Annotated in this window: 18 protein-coding genes; 2 read left to right on the top strand and 16 right to left on the bottom strand. The window is 62.5% G+C overall.

Going from position 1 to position 14,599, the window contains the following annotated elements; genetic code table 11:
- Positions 1 to 4: 4 nt before the first annotated feature.
- The 7 genes from panB to thpR all read right to left on the bottom strand — a co-directional run bounded on the left by panB (position 5) and on the right by thpR (position 5,655).
- On the bottom strand, positions 5 to 796 hold the full coding sequence (panB, locus tag GUC22_RS22245; RefSeq protein WP_004098680.1) for a 3-methyl-2-oxobutanoate hydroxymethyltransferase: 792 nt from the start codon (positions 794 to 796) through the stop codon (positions 5 to 7).
- Positions 797 to 914: 118 nt separating this feature from the next.
- Positions 915 to 1,394, bottom strand: a complete 480-nt coding sequence (folK, locus tag GUC22_RS22240; protein ID WP_064342180.1) for a 2-amino-4-hydroxy-6-hydroxymethyldihydropteridine diphosphokinase — start codon at positions 1,392 to 1,394, stop codon at positions 915 to 917.
- Positions 1,391 to 2,788 (bottom strand): polynucleotide adenylyltransferase PcnB, encoded by a 1,398-nt coding sequence (pcnB, locus tag GUC22_RS22235; RefSeq protein WP_071830632.1) that lies wholly within the window; start codon positions 2,786 to 2,788, stop codon positions 1,391 to 1,393. The genes folK and pcnB overlap by 4 nt, the downstream gene beginning before the upstream one ends.
- 51 nt (positions 2,789 to 2,839) lie before the next feature.
- The gene (gluQRS, locus tag GUC22_RS22230) at positions 2,840 to 3,721 is read right to left on the bottom strand and encodes a tRNA glutamyl-Q(34) synthetase GluQRS (RefSeq protein WP_024360333.1); all 882 of its coding nucleotides are present in this window, start codon (positions 3,719 to 3,721) and stop codon (positions 2,840 to 2,842) included.
- A gap of 61 nt (positions 3,722 to 3,782) precedes the next feature.
- The gene (gene dksA, locus GUC22_RS22225; protein WP_004098689.1) at positions 3,783 to 4,238 is read right to left on the bottom strand and encodes an RNA polymerase-binding protein DksA; all 456 of its coding nucleotides are present in this window, start codon (positions 4,236 to 4,238) and stop codon (positions 3,783 to 3,785) included.
- Positions 4,239 to 4,402: 164 nt separating this feature from the next.
- Complete coding sequence (gene sfsA / locus GUC22_RS22220; protein ID WP_024360334.1) at positions 4,403 to 5,119, bottom strand: DNA/RNA nuclease SfsA; 717 nt, start codon at positions 5,117 to 5,119, stop codon at positions 4,403 to 4,405.
- Positions 5,119 to 5,655, bottom strand: coding sequence for an RNA 2',3'-cyclic phosphodiesterase (gene thpR / locus GUC22_RS22215; RefSeq protein WP_024360335.1), 537 nt, complete (start codon positions 5,653 to 5,655; stop codon positions 5,119 to 5,121). Before thpR ends, sfsA begins: the two co-directional genes overlap by 1 nt.
- Before the next feature lie 72 nt (positions 5,656 to 5,727).
- Here thpR and hrpB point away from each other — a divergent pair, with 72 nt between their 5' ends.
- Entirely contained in the window at positions 5,728 to 8,157 is a 2,430-nt protein-coding gene (hrpB, locus tag GUC22_RS22210; protein WP_024360336.1) for an ATP-dependent helicase HrpB, read from the top strand.
- A gap of 107 nt (positions 8,158 to 8,264) precedes the next feature.
- Positions 8,265 to 8,468, top strand: a complete 204-nt coding sequence (locus GUC22_RS22205) for a hypothetical protein (protein ID WP_154955229.1) — start codon at positions 8,265 to 8,267, stop codon at positions 8,466 to 8,468.
- A 43-nt stretch (positions 8,469 to 8,511) separates the two neighbouring features.
- Here the strand turns inward: GUC22_RS22205 and GUC22_RS22200 are convergent, their stop codons facing one another.
- The 9 genes from GUC22_RS22200 to gspG are packed head-to-tail and all read right to left on the bottom strand — an operon-like array spanning position 8,512 to position 14,593.
- Positions 8,512 to 9,312, bottom strand: coding sequence for a prepilin peptidase (locus GUC22_RS22200; RefSeq protein ID WP_098363118.1), 801 nt, complete (start codon positions 9,310 to 9,312; stop codon positions 8,512 to 8,514).
- Positions 9,312 to 10,070: a type II secretion system protein N gene (locus GUC22_RS22195; protein WP_154915698.1), complete on the bottom strand. Its 759-nt coding sequence runs from the start codon at positions 10,068 to 10,070 to the stop codon at positions 9,312 to 9,314. Before GUC22_RS22195 ends, GUC22_RS22200 begins: the two co-directional genes overlap by 1 nt.
- On the bottom strand, positions 10,060 to 10,545 hold the full coding sequence (locus tag GUC22_RS22190) for a type II secretion system protein M (protein ID WP_154944807.1): 486 nt from the start codon (positions 10,543 to 10,545) through the stop codon (positions 10,060 to 10,062). The genes GUC22_RS22195 and GUC22_RS22190 overlap by 11 nt, the downstream gene beginning before the upstream one ends.
- Positions 10,538 to 11,734, bottom strand: coding sequence for a type II secretion system protein GspL (gene gspL, locus GUC22_RS22185; protein ID WP_154955231.1), 1,197 nt, complete (start codon positions 11,732 to 11,734; stop codon positions 10,538 to 10,540). The genes GUC22_RS22190 and gspL overlap by 8 nt, the downstream gene beginning before the upstream one ends.
- Positions 11,727 to 12,707, bottom strand: coding sequence for a type II secretion system minor pseudopilin GspK (gene gspK, locus GUC22_RS22180; RefSeq protein WP_154955233.1), 981 nt, complete (start codon positions 12,705 to 12,707; stop codon positions 11,727 to 11,729). The genes gspL and gspK overlap by 8 nt, the downstream gene beginning before the upstream one ends.
- A complete protein-coding gene (gene gspJ / locus GUC22_RS22175) occupies positions 12,704 to 13,300 on the bottom strand; it encodes a type II secretion system minor pseudopilin GspJ (RefSeq protein ID WP_160183770.1) in 597 nt (198 codons plus the stop codon). The genes gspK and gspJ overlap by 4 nt, the downstream gene beginning before the upstream one ends.
- Complete coding sequence (gene gspI, locus GUC22_RS22170; RefSeq protein WP_024360343.1) at positions 13,297 to 13,662, bottom strand: type II secretion system minor pseudopilin GspI; 366 nt, start codon at positions 13,660 to 13,662, stop codon at positions 13,297 to 13,299. Before gspI ends, gspJ begins: the two co-directional genes overlap by 4 nt.
- Positions 13,659 to 14,171, bottom strand: a complete 513-nt coding sequence (gspH, locus tag GUC22_RS22165; protein WP_098140347.1) for a type II secretion system minor pseudopilin GspH — start codon at positions 14,169 to 14,171, stop codon at positions 13,659 to 13,661. The genes gspI and gspH overlap by 4 nt, the downstream gene beginning before the upstream one ends.
- Positions 14,171 to 14,593, bottom strand: coding sequence for a type II secretion system major pseudopilin GspG (gene gspG / locus GUC22_RS22160; protein WP_004098709.1), 423 nt, complete (start codon positions 14,591 to 14,593; stop codon positions 14,171 to 14,173). The genes gspH and gspG overlap by 1 nt, the downstream gene beginning before the upstream one ends.
- Positions 14,594 to 14,599 lie beyond the last annotated feature (6 nt).

Genomic DNA, 14,599 nt, shown 5'->3' with positions numbered 1-14,599 from the left:
CTCCTTAATGGAAACTGTGTTCTTCGCCCGGATACACGCCGGACTCCACTTCGGCAACATATTGCCGTACCGCGGCGCGCATGTCGCCCGCTGTGCTAAGGAAATTTTTGGCGAATTTTGGAATATGACCGCCGGTAATACCAAAAGCGTCATGCATCACGAGGATTTGTCCGTCAGTGACGTTGCCCGCGCCGATACCAATCACCGGGATGGTTAACGCCTCGGTGACGCGTTTCGCCAGTTCAACCGGTACGCACTCCAGCACCAGCAGCTGCGCGCCCGCCGCTTCCAGCGCCAGCGCATCATCAAGCAGAACTTGCCCGGCATCGCCGCGGCCCTGAATTTTATACCCGCCAAAGACATTCACCGACTGCGGGGTCAGACCGAGGTGTCCGCACACCGGTACCGCACGCTCGGCAAGCATTTTCACGGTATCCGCCAGCCAGGCGCCGCCCTCGATTTTGACCATGTTGGCTCCCGCGCGCATGACAATAGCGGCGTTCTCGAAGGTTTGTTCCGGCGTGGCGTAAGCCATAAACGGCAGGTCGGCGAGCAGCAGACAGTTCGGCGCGCCGCGGCGTACCGCGCGCGTGTGATAGGCGATGTCTTCAACGGTCACCGGCAGGGTGGAATCGTGGCCCTGCACCGTCATGCCCAGCGAATCGCCGACCAGCATCACGTTTATACCCTCATCGGCGAACAGCTTTGCAAAGCTGTAGTCGTAGGCGGTGATAGTGGCGAAGCGTTTTTTCTCCTGTTTACATTTCTGCAGCAGGGCGATAGTGGTCGGTTTCATAACGTTTCCTGATGATGAAAGTCATTTTAACCGGCATTCTAACAGCAGCATTCAGGGGGGCAATGGTTTTAGGCAACCGATTACCACGATCGCCGTAATTGCTAAAAAAGAAGGGTTATTACCAGAGGGCGGGTTTTTCTGCGCCGAGATTTGCCAGAACAGCCCGTAATGCCGTACCGTCGGGGAAACGCTGCTCGGGGGCGATTTCAAACAGCGGCCACAGCATAAAACCGCGGTTTTTCATATCGTAGTGCGGTACGGTCAGGCGCGGGCTGTTAATCACGTCATCGCCAAACAGCATGATGTCGAGGTCCAGCGTGCGCGGTCCCCAGCGTTCGGCTTTACGCGTGCGGCCCTGCTGCAGTTCAATACGCTGGGTGTGGTTGAGCAGCGCTTCTGCGGTCAGCGCGGTTTCCAGCGCGACGGCGACGTTGAGGTAGTCAGGCTGATCCTGCGGCCCCAGGGGCGGCGTGCGGTAGAAAGAGGAAACGCTTATTACCCGGCTATCGGGTATGTCCGCCAGCGCGTTAACGGCAGCGTTGACCTGCTCCAGCGGAGAGGCCAGATTGCTGCCAATCGCGATATAGACGAGCGTCATGCGCTACCTTCGCGGCGCGGCGCGCGTTTGCGCGGACGACGGTGGCGGCGGCGCGGGGCCGGATCGTCGCCTAAATCATCCAGCATATCTTTCTGATCCGGCGGCGCGGCGACCTGGAACTCGCCCCACCATTTGGTCAGACGCTGCAGCTCGCTGCTGTTTTCGGCGCCGGCGCGCAGCTCCAGCAGATCGTAGGCGGCGCGGAATTTTGGATGCTCCATCAGCTTCCACGCGCGTTTACCTTGACGGCGGGACATCCGCAGCTGAAGCTGCCAGATATCGCGCACCAGGGTAGTAATACGTTTCGGGATGGCCAGCGTGCGGCAGGCCTCGTCCAGCACGTCGTTCATCGCCAACGCGAAGGCATCGTAGTAGGCCAGTCCGCTCTCCTGCGCGATTTTCTGCGCGGTTTCCAGCAGCGGATACCAGAACATCACCGCGAACAGGAACGCCGGATTAACGCGCATATCGTTGCGAATGCGGGTATCGGTATTCTTCAGCACCTGGCTGATGATGCGCTCCATTGGACTATCGCCGCGCTCGGTGAAGTAGCGGGTAATGGTCGGGAACAGCGGCTGGAACAGATTATATTCGCGCAGCAGGATGTAGGTTTCATAACCGTCGCCGGCCTGCAGCAGCTTCAGGACTTCTTCAAACAGACGCGCCGGCGGCACATCGTGCAGCAGCGTCGCCAGACGCGGGATCGGCTCGGCGGTCTCTTCGCTGATGCTCATACTGAGCTTCGCTGCAAAACGCACCGCGCGCAGCATGCGCACCGGATCTTCGCGATAGCGGGTTTCCGGATCGCCGATCAGACGGACGACGCCATCCTGCAGATCTTTCATGCCGCCGACGTAGTCGCGGACGGTGAAATCCGCCACGCTGTAGTAGAGGCTGTTGATGGTAAAGTCGCGGCGCTGGGCATCTTCTTCAATCGAACCGAAGATGTTGTCGCGCAGCAGCATGCCGTTCTGGCCGCGCTGGGAGGTGATGCGATCGGTGGTGTGGCCTTCATGATGGCCGCGGAAGGTGGCGACTTCGATAATTTCCGGCCCGAACATCACGTGCGCCAGGCGGAAGCGGCGGCCTACCAGGCGGCAGTTGCGGAACAGCTTACGGACCTGTTCCGGGGTCGCATTGGTGGTGACGTCAAAATCTTTAGGTTTTTTGCCCAGCAGCAGATCGCGTACGCCGCCGCCGACCAGCCACGATTCATAGCCCGCCTTGTTAAGTCTGTACATGACCTTGAGGGCATTTTCACTGATATCTTTGCGGGAAATTGCATGCTGCTCGCGCGGGATAACCGTCATATGTAATTGTTCGACGGCGGCTTCTGCCTCGCGCTCTTCACGGCTTAGCACCTTACGGCAAAAATTAGCGACTCGGGTAAAAATGGTACACCTCGTAGTGTCAGACGGACTTCAGGACAAAAAAATAGCGGCTAATCATAGCTCAGCGGAACGCATTTGAGAATGCTGGATTTGCTCCGGCCGCCAGTTCGCTATCGCGTACTCGAGTAAATCCTCAATACTGAGCGTCTGCCATTCCTGAATGACATCCTGATTAAGAAACGTTAACGCCCGCACAATTTCCGGGCGCGGATCGCCTTCAGACAGCGCCGGAGCGTGGTTTTGCTTCGACAGTTTATTGCCCTGCGCGTTGAGGGCCAGCGGCAAATGGATATAGTCCGGCGCCTGCCAGCCAAAATGCTGATAAAGCGATATTTGCCGCACCGTCGGCTCGATAAGATCGGCGCCGCGGACGATTTCGCTGACGCCCTGAAAATGATCGTCCACTACCACCGCCAGATTATAGGCGAACAGCCCATCGCGGCGGTGGATAATGAAATCTTCCCGCGCCAGCGGCTCATCGGCGACGATCGTGCCGCGCAGTCGGTCATAAAATTCGAGGACCGGACGCGTTTGCCGCAGACGCAGAGCGGCGTTTTCCGCGCCGAGGCGTAAATCGCGGCAGTGGCCGTCGTAAATACCGCCAATGCCGTGGATGCGCGCGCGGGTGCAGGTGCAGTAATAGCAGAGGTCCTGCTCGCGCAGCCAGGCGAGGTGCTCGCGATAGGCTTCGTGGCGTTTTGACTGCCAGAGTACCTCTCCGTCCCAGTGCAGGCCGTAGCGTTCTAATTGACGAAGAATGGTGTCCGCGGCGCCGGGAACTTCCCGCGGCGGATCGATATCTTCAATGCGCACGCGCCAGATACCGTTCTGAGCCCGAGCCTGCAGATAGCTGCCAAGCGCGGCAATCAATGAACCGAAGTGGAGTTCGCCGGAAGGTGAGGGAGCAAAGCGCCCGATGTAGTGTGAATCTTTCATGATATGACTAAAGCATCAGGGCGGGAGAAAGCTCCCGCCAGAGATGTGCCAGCGAAGTGAATTAGCCTGCCATCTGTTTTTCGCGAATTTCCGCCAGCGTTTTGCAATCAATGCACAGGTCAGCGGTCGGACGCGCTTCCAGACGACGGATACCAATCTCGACGCCACAGGATTCACAGAAGCCGAAATCTTCGTCTTCGACTTTTTTCAGCGTTTTCTCGATCTTTTTGATCAATTTACGTTCGCGGTCGCGGTTACGCAGCTCCAGGCTGAACTCTTCTTCCTGAGCGGCACGGTCTACCGGGTCCGGGAAGTTAGCAGCTTCATCCTGCATATGCGTTACGGTGCGATCCACTTCATCCCTAAGTTGATTACGCCACGCTTCAAGAATGCGCTTGAAGTGCGCCAGCTGGGCTTCGTTCATATACTCTTCGCCCGGCTTCACTTGGTACGGCTCCACCCCAGCGATGGAGAGAATACTCAGGGACGATGTTTTACGGTTTTGCCCTTCTTGCATGTTGCTTCTCCTTAACACGCACTATCGATCCCCGTGTTGGGGGAAAAATCAGGCCGCTATAAATAGCAGATGCTTTTCCGGATAGCAATTATCTAAACGTTACACTTGACAACCCTGTGAGGAAAAGCGTATTTGCGCTCGCGACCCGAATACTATTTAGCCGTTTATTTACCGGGGGTTAACACCACGGTAATCGGCTTATTCAGAGTCATCATCTCGGTAGAAAGTTCCGCCTTGTACGCGAGAATTTCCACCCCCTTGTTTTGCGCCTCAATCAATAGCTGTGCGTATCTGGCATCAATATGATGCGCGGGTGAGAAACGGTCGATCGCCGAGTGCAGCACGGCGAACAAAATCACCGCCCGATCGCCCGCTGCCGCCACGCTCATCAGCTCCCGCAGGTGCTTCTGGCCGCGTTCGGTAACCGCATCGGGGAAGTAACCGTATTCCTTTTCCGCCAACGTAACCGATTTCACTTCAATATAGCAGTTTTGTTGGTCATCTGCTTGTAACAGAATATCAATGCGGCTGTTTTCATCACCATACTTCACTTCGCTTTTCAGCGTGTTATAGCCCAAAAGCTCGGGAATATTTCCCGCCAGAATCGCCTCTTTCGCCAACGTGTTAGCACGTAGAGTATTAACACAAATTGTCGCACCTTCTACGGTTTCGGTTATTTCCCACGTGTGGGCATATTTGCGTTTAGGATTATCTGAAGTGGAATACCAGACGGTATCGCCCGGCGCGGCGCAGCCGGTCATGGCGCCGGTGTTGGGACAGTGCAGGGTCAGCTCGCGACCGTCGGGGGTGATCACATCGGCGAGAAACCGTTTGTAACGTTTAATGAGGGTGGCGGAGCGTAGCGGGGGAGTAAACAGCATCAGCTTTCCTTGTCGAAAGGGTAACGTTCCAGCGCCTTGTAGCGGGTGCGGCCGCGGCTAAAGCTGGATTCGTAGAGTACAAATTCGTTGACCGCAAACGCCCAGCGAAATCCGGGCGGCGGAATAGCCACCGCGTGGCGCGCGTCGCGCAGCAGGGTGATATGCGGATGAAACGGCTGCGGGCTCTGATAGCAGCCGCTGCGGGCGGCCTGGGCGCGCAGCATATTCGCTAATTGCAGAACTCCGCGCGGCGGCTGACGAGTGCCCAGCCACACCACTCGCGAACGCAGCCACTGCCCGGCATCGTCAAGGGTCAGGGTAAAGCCCGGCTGGCGAATTCGTTCGGCCATCGCTGACAGCGCCCGCTGCTTATCCGCGCTCACTTCGCCAAGAAACGCCAGCGTCAGATGGAGGTTTGCCGCCGTCACCGGTCGACCCGCATCTTCGGGAAAGCTGGCGGCACGCCAGTGAACGATCTGCCGCTGAACTTCTGCGGGAAGTTCAAGGGCGAAAAACAGCCTTTTCGGCTCGGACATGATAGAGACTCGGTAATGAATTACCGGGATGCTACAATGCTTGCCCGCAAATGTTAACCTCCGGAGCGCTTCGTGTCCTCATTGCCGGTTGCCGCCGTCCTCCCTGAACTTCTTTCTGCTCTGCGGCATGCGCCGCAGGTTCTGCTTAATGCGCCAACCGGCGCCGGGAAATCCACCTGGCTGCCGTTGCAAATCCTCGCGCAGGGTAAAATTAACGGGCGCATTATCCTGCTGGAGCCGCGGCGGCTGGCGGCGCGTAACGTGGCGCAGCGGCTGGCGGAACTGCTGGGGGAGAAGCCCGGCGAGACCGTGGGCTACCGCATGCGCGCCGAGACCTGCGTCGGGCCGAACACGCGCCTCGAAGTGGTGACGGAAGGTATTTTGACGCGGATGATCCAGCGCGACCCGGAGCTGAGCGGCGTGGGGCTGGCGATCCTCGATGAGTTCCACGAGCGCAGCCTGCAGGCGGATCTGGCGCTGGCGCTGCTGCTCGACGTACAGCAGGGGCTACGCGACGATCTCAAGCTGCTGATTATGTCGGCGACGCTCGATAATGAGCGCCTGCAGCGTCTGCTGCCGGAGGCGCCGGTTATCGTTTCCGAAGGGCGCGCGTTTCCGGTTGAGCGGCGTTTTCAGCCGCTGGCGACCCATCAGCGTTTTGACGAGGCGGTGGCGATTGCCGCCGCGGAACTGCTGCGTAGCGAAAACGGTTCAATGCTGCTGTTTCTGCCCGGCGTTGGCGAGATCCAACGGGTACAGGAGCGGCTGGCGGAGCGGGTGGCGAGCGATGTTGTGCTGTGCCCGCTGTACGGCGCGCTGCCGCTGAGTGAGCAGCGCAAGGCGATACTGCCTGCGCCCGTCGGGATGCGCAAGGTGGTGCTGGCGACCAATATCGCCGAAACCAGTCTGACTATTGAGGGGATTCGTCTGGTGGTAGATAGCGCCCAGGAGCGCGTCGCCCGCTTTGACGCCCGCACCGGGCTTACCCGCCTGGTCACGCAGCGCATCAGCCAGGCCTCAATGACCCAGCGCGCCGGACGCGCCGGGCGTCTGGAACCGGGGATCTGTCTGCATCTGCTCGCTAAAGAGCAGGCCGAGCGCGCGGCGGCGCAGGGCGATCCGGAAATCCTGCAAAGCGACCTGTCTTCACTGTTGCTGGAGTTGTTGCAGTGGGGATGCCAGGACCCGGCGCAGCTTAGCTGGCTGGATCTGCCGCCTGCGGTTAATCTGGCGGCGGCCCGGCGTCTGCTCACCGACCTTTCTGCGCTGGAAGGCGAGCGGCTGTCGTCGCACGGGCGCAAAATGGCGGCGTTGGGCAACGATCCGCGTCTGGCGGCGATGCTGACCGCGGCGGAGGATGCCGATGGCGCCGCCACGGCGGCTAAGCTGGCGGCGATCCTGGAAGAGCCGCCGCGCGGCGGCAATAGCGATCTTAGCGCGGCGTTTGCCCGTCAGCAGGGCAACTGGCAGCAGCGGGCGCAGCAGCTGATGAAAAGGCTGACGGTGCGCGGCGGTCAGCCCGACGCCGACAGAATCGCGGCGCTGCTGGCGTCCGCTTTTGCCGACCGTATCGCCCATCGTCGCGGCCAGGAGGGGCGCTATCAGCTGGCCAACGGAATGGGGGCGATGCTCGACGCCGACGATGCGCTGGGCCGCCACGAGTGGCTGATCGCGCCGCTGCTGCTGCAGGGAAGTTCATCGCCGGATGCGCGGATCCTGCTGGCGCTGCCGGTAGAGATTAACGCGCTGATTGAGCGGTGTCCGGCGCTGGTCCAGCGCTCCGATATCGTCGAGTGGGATGAGGCGTTAGGCACGCTGAAGGCCTGGCGGCGTACCTGTATCGGACGGCTGGTGATTAAAACTCAACCGCTGGCGAAGCCGTCGGAAGAGGAGCTGCATCAGGCGATGCTCAACGGCATCCGCGAAAAGGGGCTGAGCGTGCTCAACTGGACGCCGGAGGCGGAGCAGCTGCGTCTGCGCCTGCACTGCGCGGCGCAGTGGCTGCCGGAGGAGGCGTGGCCAGCCGTTGATGAGGCATCGCTGCTGGCATCGCTTGAGCAGTGGCTGTTACCGCAGATGACGGGCGTCCATTCTCTGCGCGCGCTGAAGGCGCTGGATGTGCGTCAGGCGCTGCAAAACTGGCTGCCGTGGCCGCTGCGCCAGAAGCTGGACAGCGAGCTACCCACGCACTATACGGTGCCGACCGGTAGCCGCATCGCGATTCGTTATCACGATGATAACCCTCCGGCGCTGGCGGTGCGGATGCAGGAGATGTTTGGCGAGGCGACGACCCCGACTATCGCCCAGGGGCGGGTGCCGCTGGTGCTGGAGCTACTGTCGCCGGCGCAGCGCCCGCTGCAGATCACCCGCGATTTAGGCGCATTCTGGCAGGGGAGCTACCGCGAGGTGCAAAAAGAGATGAAAGGGCGCTATCCGAAGCACGTCTGGCCGGACGATCCGGCCAATACCGCCCCGACCCGCCGTACCAAAAAGTATTCGTAACCGATTATTTTCCCGGAGGCGGTGCTGGCGCACCTGTCCGGGCTACCGGTCCGCAGACGGCGGGGAACCCGTAGCCCCGGTAAGGCGTCAGCCGCCACCGGGGGAGTATGCGAAGCCTCGGTAGGAACGGCTTCCCGGAGGCGGTGCTGGCGCACCTGTCCGGGCTACCGGTCCGCAGACGGCGGGGAACCCGTAGCCCCGGTAAGGCGTCAGCCGCCACCGGGGAGAGTATGCGAAGCCTCGGTAGGAACGGCTTCCCGGAGGCGGTGCTGGCGCACCTGGCCGGGCTACCGGCCCGCAGACGGCAGTGAACCCGTAGCCCGGTCAGCGCAGCGCCACCGGGAAAATGGGGGGTTAAATTTGGCTCCACAAAAAGATGCCGCCGCCCGCCAGCGCCAGCCAGGGCCCGAAGGCCAAAGGCTGCTGGAGCGACTGCCGGGTTATCAGGCGCTGCAGCAGCGTCCAGACCAGGCCGCTGGCGGAAGCCAGCAGCAGCGTCTGCGGCAGCGCCTGCCAGCCGAGCCACGCGCCGAGCGCCGCCAGCAGTTTGAAATCGCCGTAGCCCAGCGCCTCTTTACCGCTCAGCAGACGGAATACCCAGTACACCGACCACAGCGATAAATACCCGGCCATCGCGCCCACGACCGCCTCCGCCAGCGGCACGTAAGTCGCGCTAAGATTGAACAACAGCCCGGCCCACATCAGCGGTAGCGTCAGCCCGTCCGGCAGCAGCTGCGTTTGCGCGTCGATGGCGGCGAGGATCAGCAGCAGCGACAATAAAATCAACCCGCCCAGCAGCGGCACGCCCGGCGCCATCAGGTATCCCGCCAGCACAAACAGCGCGCCGGTCGCCAGCTCCATCAGGGGATAGCGAGGCGAGATCGGCTGCCCGCAGCAGCGCGAACGCCCCTTAAGAAACAGGAAGCCCAGCAGCGGAATATTGTCCCGCCAGGCGATGGGCTCACGGCACTGCGGACAGAACGACGCGGGAAAACAGAGATTGATTCCCTCTGCCTGCTCCATCATCAGCGGCAGACGGTGGATAACGACGTTAAAAAAGCTGCCGAACGCCAGTCCGGACAGGAATAAAAAGCTGCCCCAGAGAAACGGGTATTGCGCGGCGAACTCGGGTAATAACGCGATATTTTCGACCATTATTTTTTCTCCTCGGATAGCCACTCTCCTTGCCACCGCCACGGTATGCGTCCCTGCTCATCTTTACGGCCGTTTTGCGCGACCAGCAGCGTCAGCAGCGCCGGGGCCGCCTGACGAGGTTGCAGCGTACCGTTAAACGTATAGCGCCCGTCGGGCGTCAGAACGCCCTGTCCGGTGAGGCTAAGCTGATGGGAGTCCTGGGTCAGGGCGACAGCCAGCGCACCCGCCGGGGTACAGCTTAATTTGCCGTTGACCTGGGCCAGTTCGAGCAACCCGGCGGGGGAGCTGAGCGCCGCATCTTGCCACTGCACGACGCTCGCGGCTATCCGCCGGCAGCCGTTGGCGTTAAAGCTGGCCTCCGGCAGCGTCAGCACCAACTGGCCGCGGGCTTCCAGCGGCATACCCAGCGCCAGTTGTTGGCTGATTAAACGGGCCGGAATCACGAGCCGTCCCTCGCGCACCACAAACTCGTTCAGGCCGTGCAGCCAGGCCTGGCCGCGCAGGCCGGAGGGAGCGTTAAAACGGATATGCCAGCCGGGAAGCCAGGTCGAGAAGCCAAACTCCCAGCGTAAATGGGCGATATCGAAACCGCGCCAGCTGGCCTGAAGGGCTTCTCCCTTCCACAGGGTGCCCGTGGTTTCGCCGAGCCGCGCGCCGTCCGGCAGCGCCAGGGCCAGCAGACGCGCCGGCGCGCTGAGCAGCAGCCAGAAGAGATAGATCGCCGCCAGCAGCAGGCCGATAGTGAGTCTATTTTTCATCGCTGCGCTCCAGCACCAGCGTATTGACGGTCACCCAGCCGGGCTGCTGCGCTACGGCGGTCACCGCCAGGGTGGCGGTGGTCATCCCCGCCTGCCCCAGCGCGTCCAGCCATGCTATCAGCGCCTGGAAATCGGCGGGCTGCACGGTAAGGCTCAGGCGGGAGCCCTGCGGCTGCAGGCGAACGATGGTGAGACCGTGACGGGCGGCTTCGCGCATAATCACCGTCGAGGGTTCTTCCGGCGCGGTGGGCGGCTTCTGATTGCGAAGCTGACGGAGAAGGGGCGTCTGCTGGCGCATCCACTGCAGGCTGGCCTGCTCCCTGGCCAGCGTTTGCCGCCACTGCGCCTCGCGGTTTTGCCACGGCTGCCATAACGTGTAATAGACCAGGCCGATGAGCAGTACCACGGCCATCCCCAGCAGCAGACGCCGTTCGCGGCGCGTACGCTGTTGCCATAAGGCGAGCAGGTTATGCATCGTTCCCCTCCAGCGTCAGGCGCCCTTCAATACCGTCGGCGCGCGGCTTCATCTCGCCGGTCTGCACGCGAAACCCCGCCCGCGCCCGCTGGCTGAACTGCTCCAGGGCCTGCGAGGAAACGGCGGATATCTCCAGCTGCAGCGCGTTGCGCGCGGCGTCAAAGCTCAGCGTCCGCAGGCGGATGCCCGGCGTGTCGTCGATGATTTGCTGCAGCGCGCCGAGCCGCGAGATAAGCGCCGGCCGGGCGCCCGCGTTTTTCATCTGCCGCAGATGCTGCTGCATTTGCAGGCGCGGGTTGACGACGTTCTTTTCCGTTTGGAACCACTGGCGGTAAAAATCACGGCTGGCCTGCACGGCGGCGTCGGCCTGCTGTCCCAGCATGAGATGATCGTGGAGGCAATTACCGCTCCACAGCAGCAGTAGCGCCAGCGCCGCGACGATTACCGGGCGCCAGCGTCGTGGCGTCGGCTGCCGGCGGCGTTTTGCGGCAAAATCGCCCTGGCGTAAGCAGATTCTGCGCGCATCAGGATTGGCCGCCGCCAGCTGCAGCAGATCCTGCGCCGGGAGAGGCTGCCACGGCGCGGCGATATCCGGCGGCGGCGAGTAGCAGGCGATGGGCGCGAGGTCTTGCCAGTGGGTCAGCAGCTGGTCGAGCCATACGGTTTCCACCGCCATTCCGCCCCACGTATCACAGCGAAACAGCCACTGCTCGCCGCAGCGTACGGCGCTCCAGCCGGTGGGACTGTGCGGCAGCGCCAGGACATCCGGCGTCAGGGCCAGTACGCTCAGCCCGAGGCTATCGCACCAGGCCTGCCAGGCGCGCATCTTTTCCCGCCCGACCACCGCCACGGCGCAGTCGGTTTTGTGCTGGTGGAGCAAGGCAAAGTGGCTCTCCTCAACCTCCGTCGCCAGCTGTTCTTCGAGTAAAAACCCCAGCGCCTGCTGCGGTCTTCTGCGCGCCCCGGCGGGCAGAGCGACGCGATGAAATGCGCAATCGCTGGCGGGCACCAGTACCCAGGCCGGATGGCGCTGCGCCAGCAGGCTGAGCGTCGGATCGCCAGCGTCAGGATGCCACTCGCCAGTCTGCGCCGTGTCGCCCGGCGCGGCCAGCCGCCATATCGCCGTCGCGGCATCGGGATTGAGGCGAATAATCAGCACGGCGGCGGAAGAGGTATGGTGGTTATTCATCGGCTACCCAGTAGATTCCGTAGCGCCGCTGGACGACGCCGAAGGTACGCCCCTGCTTTTGCAGGAGGCTGCGTTGCTGATAGCGGGCGTTGCCCATCACTACGCTGAAGGTGGCGATAAAACGCTCGCTGTGAACCGCCAGCCACGGGCGCGCGGCGGCGGTATCGGTTTTTTGTAATGCCGGCTGCGACAGGAAGGCGGCGACGCTGCTCCAGCCGGTGGCCGCGCGGGTTTGTACTAACTGCCGGGCTTCAGAGACGGTGAGTTCTGTCGGGAACAGCGCCGCCAGCAGCGCGGCCTGAGCGGGCTGCAGGGTATTGACGTTCACCTGCAGCGCATCGTCCGGAAGCGCGCAGACAAACGGCAACAGGCGCTGATAGAGCGCGGCGTCCATCCCGGCCAGCAGGCGTAGCTCGCTGACGTCCTGCAGCGGCTGATTGCCGGTCAGATAGCCGGGGGATTGCGCCATATAGACCTCGTCTTCCGCGCCGTTCAGCAGCGGCTGGCGATCGTCATCGACCCAGTCGCGCAGGGCGGCGGTGAGCTGTAAGGCGCGCAGCGGCTCGCTGCCGAGGTTTTCCAGCAGGCGGGTAAAGATCTGTGCGGGGTAAGGTACTGCGGCGCTTTCGTCGTCGCCGCGCTGGTTAATGGCGTTGAGGTTAAAGCAGGCCTGAGCGTCGGTAATCGTGGCGTAGATCTCGCCGTCATTGACCGTGAAGCGGCGCCCCTGCTGGGCCCAGTTCTGCGCCAGGTGGGTCTGGTTCGGCGAGTCGAGCGCGTCGCGTTGCAGCAGCGCCGCCGCCAGGGTTTCCGCCCCCAGCGCGTACCATTTGGCCTGCAGGTTATCGAGGGTGGTGGCGGTCTGCTGGTACATCCGGGCGCTGCGCTCGGTCATGGCGCTCGCCAGCACCATCATCAGGGTGAGGATCAGCAGTACCATGAGCAGGGCGACGCCGCGCTGGCGGTGGTTCATCGGCTGTCTCCCGGCGTAAGCAGAAACAGCCGGCGGATCTCGCCGTGCGGCTCCAGCGTCAGGGTGACTTCCAGCCCCTGCGGCAGCGTCTGCGCCTGCTGCCATTCGTCCTGCCAGCGGCCGCTGGCGTAAAAACGCAGGCCAAACGCCCGCACGTCGCGCAGCACAATAGTCACCGTTGGCTGGCTACCGGGCAGCTGGTCCTGCTGGTCGTAGTTCAGACGTTCCAGCTGGCTGCCGCGCAGGCGGTAGCTGACGTTCTGAATTTCCGAACGCGGCAGGAGCCCCAAAGGATTGGGCCAGCCGTTGCGGCTAAAGGCGATCGCCCCGTCGTCGCTGCCGAGCTGAAAGCGCCCGGCAAAAAACAGGCTTGCGCTGTCGCGGCTGCGGCGGGGAATGATTTGGCTAAAGTCCGCCGCCATCTGGCTGAACGTTTGCTGTAACGCCTGCATGCGCCCGCTCTTATCGCGGGTGAGGGTATCGGCGCGCATCACGTTTTGCAGCACCGTGACCGCGGCGACGCTGAGCGCGGCGAGAATGGCCAGCGCCAGCAGCATTTCGACGAGGGTAAAGCCGCTTGAGCGCCGGATCATGGCGACGTCACGTAGGTACGCAGCGAAGAGACAGGCGTCTTATCGCTTTTGGCGTGGCGAACCTCGACGTCCAGCGCCCGCAGCTGAGGCAGATCGGTCTCCACCCCCTGCCAGCGAATGTGCCAGCTGACGCCTGCCGCCTGCAGCGTGGTTTCCGACCAGCTCAGCGCGGGCCAGCGGTTTTCCAGCCGGAGCTGTACCAGCTGATTGTCCGCCAGCCAGCTAGCGAGGGTTTTCTCCTCCATGCGTCCCAGCTGGCGGGTTTGCTGGAGCGTCGCCTGCATCACCGCCAGCCCGGCGAGAGCGAAGACCACCAGGGCGACCATGACTTCAATCAGCGTCATACCGGACTGCTTTTTCATTGCGCCTCCTGCGGTTCGGGCAGGCTTTCGCCGCGGGCGTTAAACGCGATACCCGGCGCCTCGCCGAGGGTCAGCCGGAACGGCGTCATCTCGCCGCCGGGAAAGATCAGCACATCGGGATTGTCGCCCGGCGTCCAGGCTTCGCCCTGCGCCAAAGCGAGGTTCAGCTTGCCTCCGGCGATGCTGCCCGAAGTGGCGACACGTCCGGCGCGCAGCGGCAGCCAGCGATAGCCGCTCCAGCCGTCGTCGGCGGGGGCCGGATCGGCGCCATCGCGGGCCTCCAGAACCAGAAACTGCCAGCGGTCTGGGTGCACCGAGACGCCAAAGAACTGGCCGGTTTGCAGCCCGCGCTGCTGGACAAAGCGCAGCTGCGCTTCAAAGCGCGCCAGCGTCTGCGCCGCGCTATCGTCGCGCGAGGCGGGGAAAGCCAGCAGCACCATGCCCGCGCTGACCCCCATCAGCAGCAAAATGAGCATCATCTCCAGCAACGTAAAGCCGCGCTGTCGCACTATTTCTTCCCGATCGTCCAGTTGCCGATATCGTCATTGCTCTCCGGCACGCCGTCCGGCCCGAGGCTGAAAATATCCACCTGACCATGCTGGCCGGGGCTCAGCAGCTGGTAATCGCTGCCCCAGGGGTCCTGCGGCAGACGGCGGATATAGCCGCCTTCGGGATAGTTGCGCGCGTGCGGCTCGGCGGATGGCGCGCTGACCAGCGCCTGCAGCCCCTGCTCGGTGGTGGGATAGCGGCTGTTGTCCAGTTTGTACATGTCCAGCGCGCCCTCGAGCGCCACAAGATCGCTGACCACTTTTTGCCGGTCGGCCTTTTCCTTGTTGCCCATCAGGTTGGGCACCACGAGGCTGGCGAGCACGCCGAGGATAACAATCACCACCATGATTTCCAGTAAGGTGAATCCGCGCTGTCGTTGCATATTTTT

The organism is Klebsiella sp. MPUS7, assembly GCF_009905335.1.
GTDB lineage: Bacteria > Pseudomonadota > Gammaproteobacteria > Enterobacterales > Enterobacteriaceae > Klebsiella > Klebsiella grimontii.
This window is presented reverse-complemented; position numbering and strand designations above follow the sequence as displayed.

Bases quoted from the DNA above. Each gene is read 5' to 3' on its own strand.
- panB (WP_004098680.1), bottom strand. From the start codon at position 796: ATGAAACCGACCACTATCGCCCTGCTGCAGAAATGTAAACAGGAGAAA.
- folK (WP_064342180.1), bottom strand. From the start codon at position 1,394: ATGACGCTCGTCTATATCGCGATTGGCAGCAATCTGGCCTCTCCGCTG.
- gluQRS (WP_024360333.1), bottom strand. From the start codon at position 3,721: ATGAAAGATTCACACTACATCGGGCGCTTTGCTCCCTCACCTTCCGGC.
- dksA (WP_004098689.1), bottom strand. From the start codon at position 4,238: ATGCAAGAAGGGCAAAACCGTAAAACATCGTCCCTGAGTATTCTCTCC.
- sfsA (WP_024360334.1), bottom strand. From the start codon at position 5,119: ATGCTGTTTACTCCCCCGCTACGCTCCGCCACCCTCATTAAACGTTAC.
- thpR (WP_024360335.1), bottom strand. From the start codon at position 5,655: ATGTCCGAGCCGAAAAGGCTGTTTTTCGCCCTTGAACTTCCCGCAGAA.
- GUC22_RS22205 (WP_154955229.1), top strand. From the start codon at position 8,265: ATGCGAAGCCTCGGTAGGAACGGCTTCCCGGAGGCGGTGCTGGCGCAC.
- GUC22_RS22200 (WP_098363118.1), bottom strand. From the start codon at position 9,312: ATGGTCGAAAATATCGCGTTATTACCCGAGTTCGCCGCGCAATACCCG.
- GUC22_RS22195 (WP_154915698.1), bottom strand. From the start codon at position 10,070: ATGAAAAATAGACTCACTATCGGCCTGCTGCTGGCGGCGATCTATCTC.
- GUC22_RS22190 (WP_154944807.1), bottom strand. From the start codon at position 10,545: ATGCATAACCTGCTCGCCTTATGGCAACAGCGTACGCGCCGCGAACGG.
- gspL (WP_154955231.1), bottom strand. From the start codon at position 11,734: ATGAATAACCACCATACCTCTTCCGCCGCCGTGCTGATTATTCGCCTC.
- gspK (WP_154955233.1), bottom strand. From the start codon at position 12,707: ATGAACCACCGCCAGCGCGGCGTCGCCCTGCTCATGGTACTGCTGATC.
- gspJ (WP_160183770.1), bottom strand. From the start codon at position 13,300: ATGATCCGGCGCTCAAGCGGCTTTACCCTCGTCGAAATGCTGCTGGCG.
- gspI (WP_024360343.1), bottom strand. From the start codon at position 13,662: ATGAAAAAGCAGTCCGGTATGACGCTGATTGAAGTCATGGTCGCCCTG.
- gspG (WP_004098709.1), bottom strand. From the start codon at position 14,593: ATGCAACGACAGCGCGGATTCACCTTACTGGAAATCATGGTGGTGATT.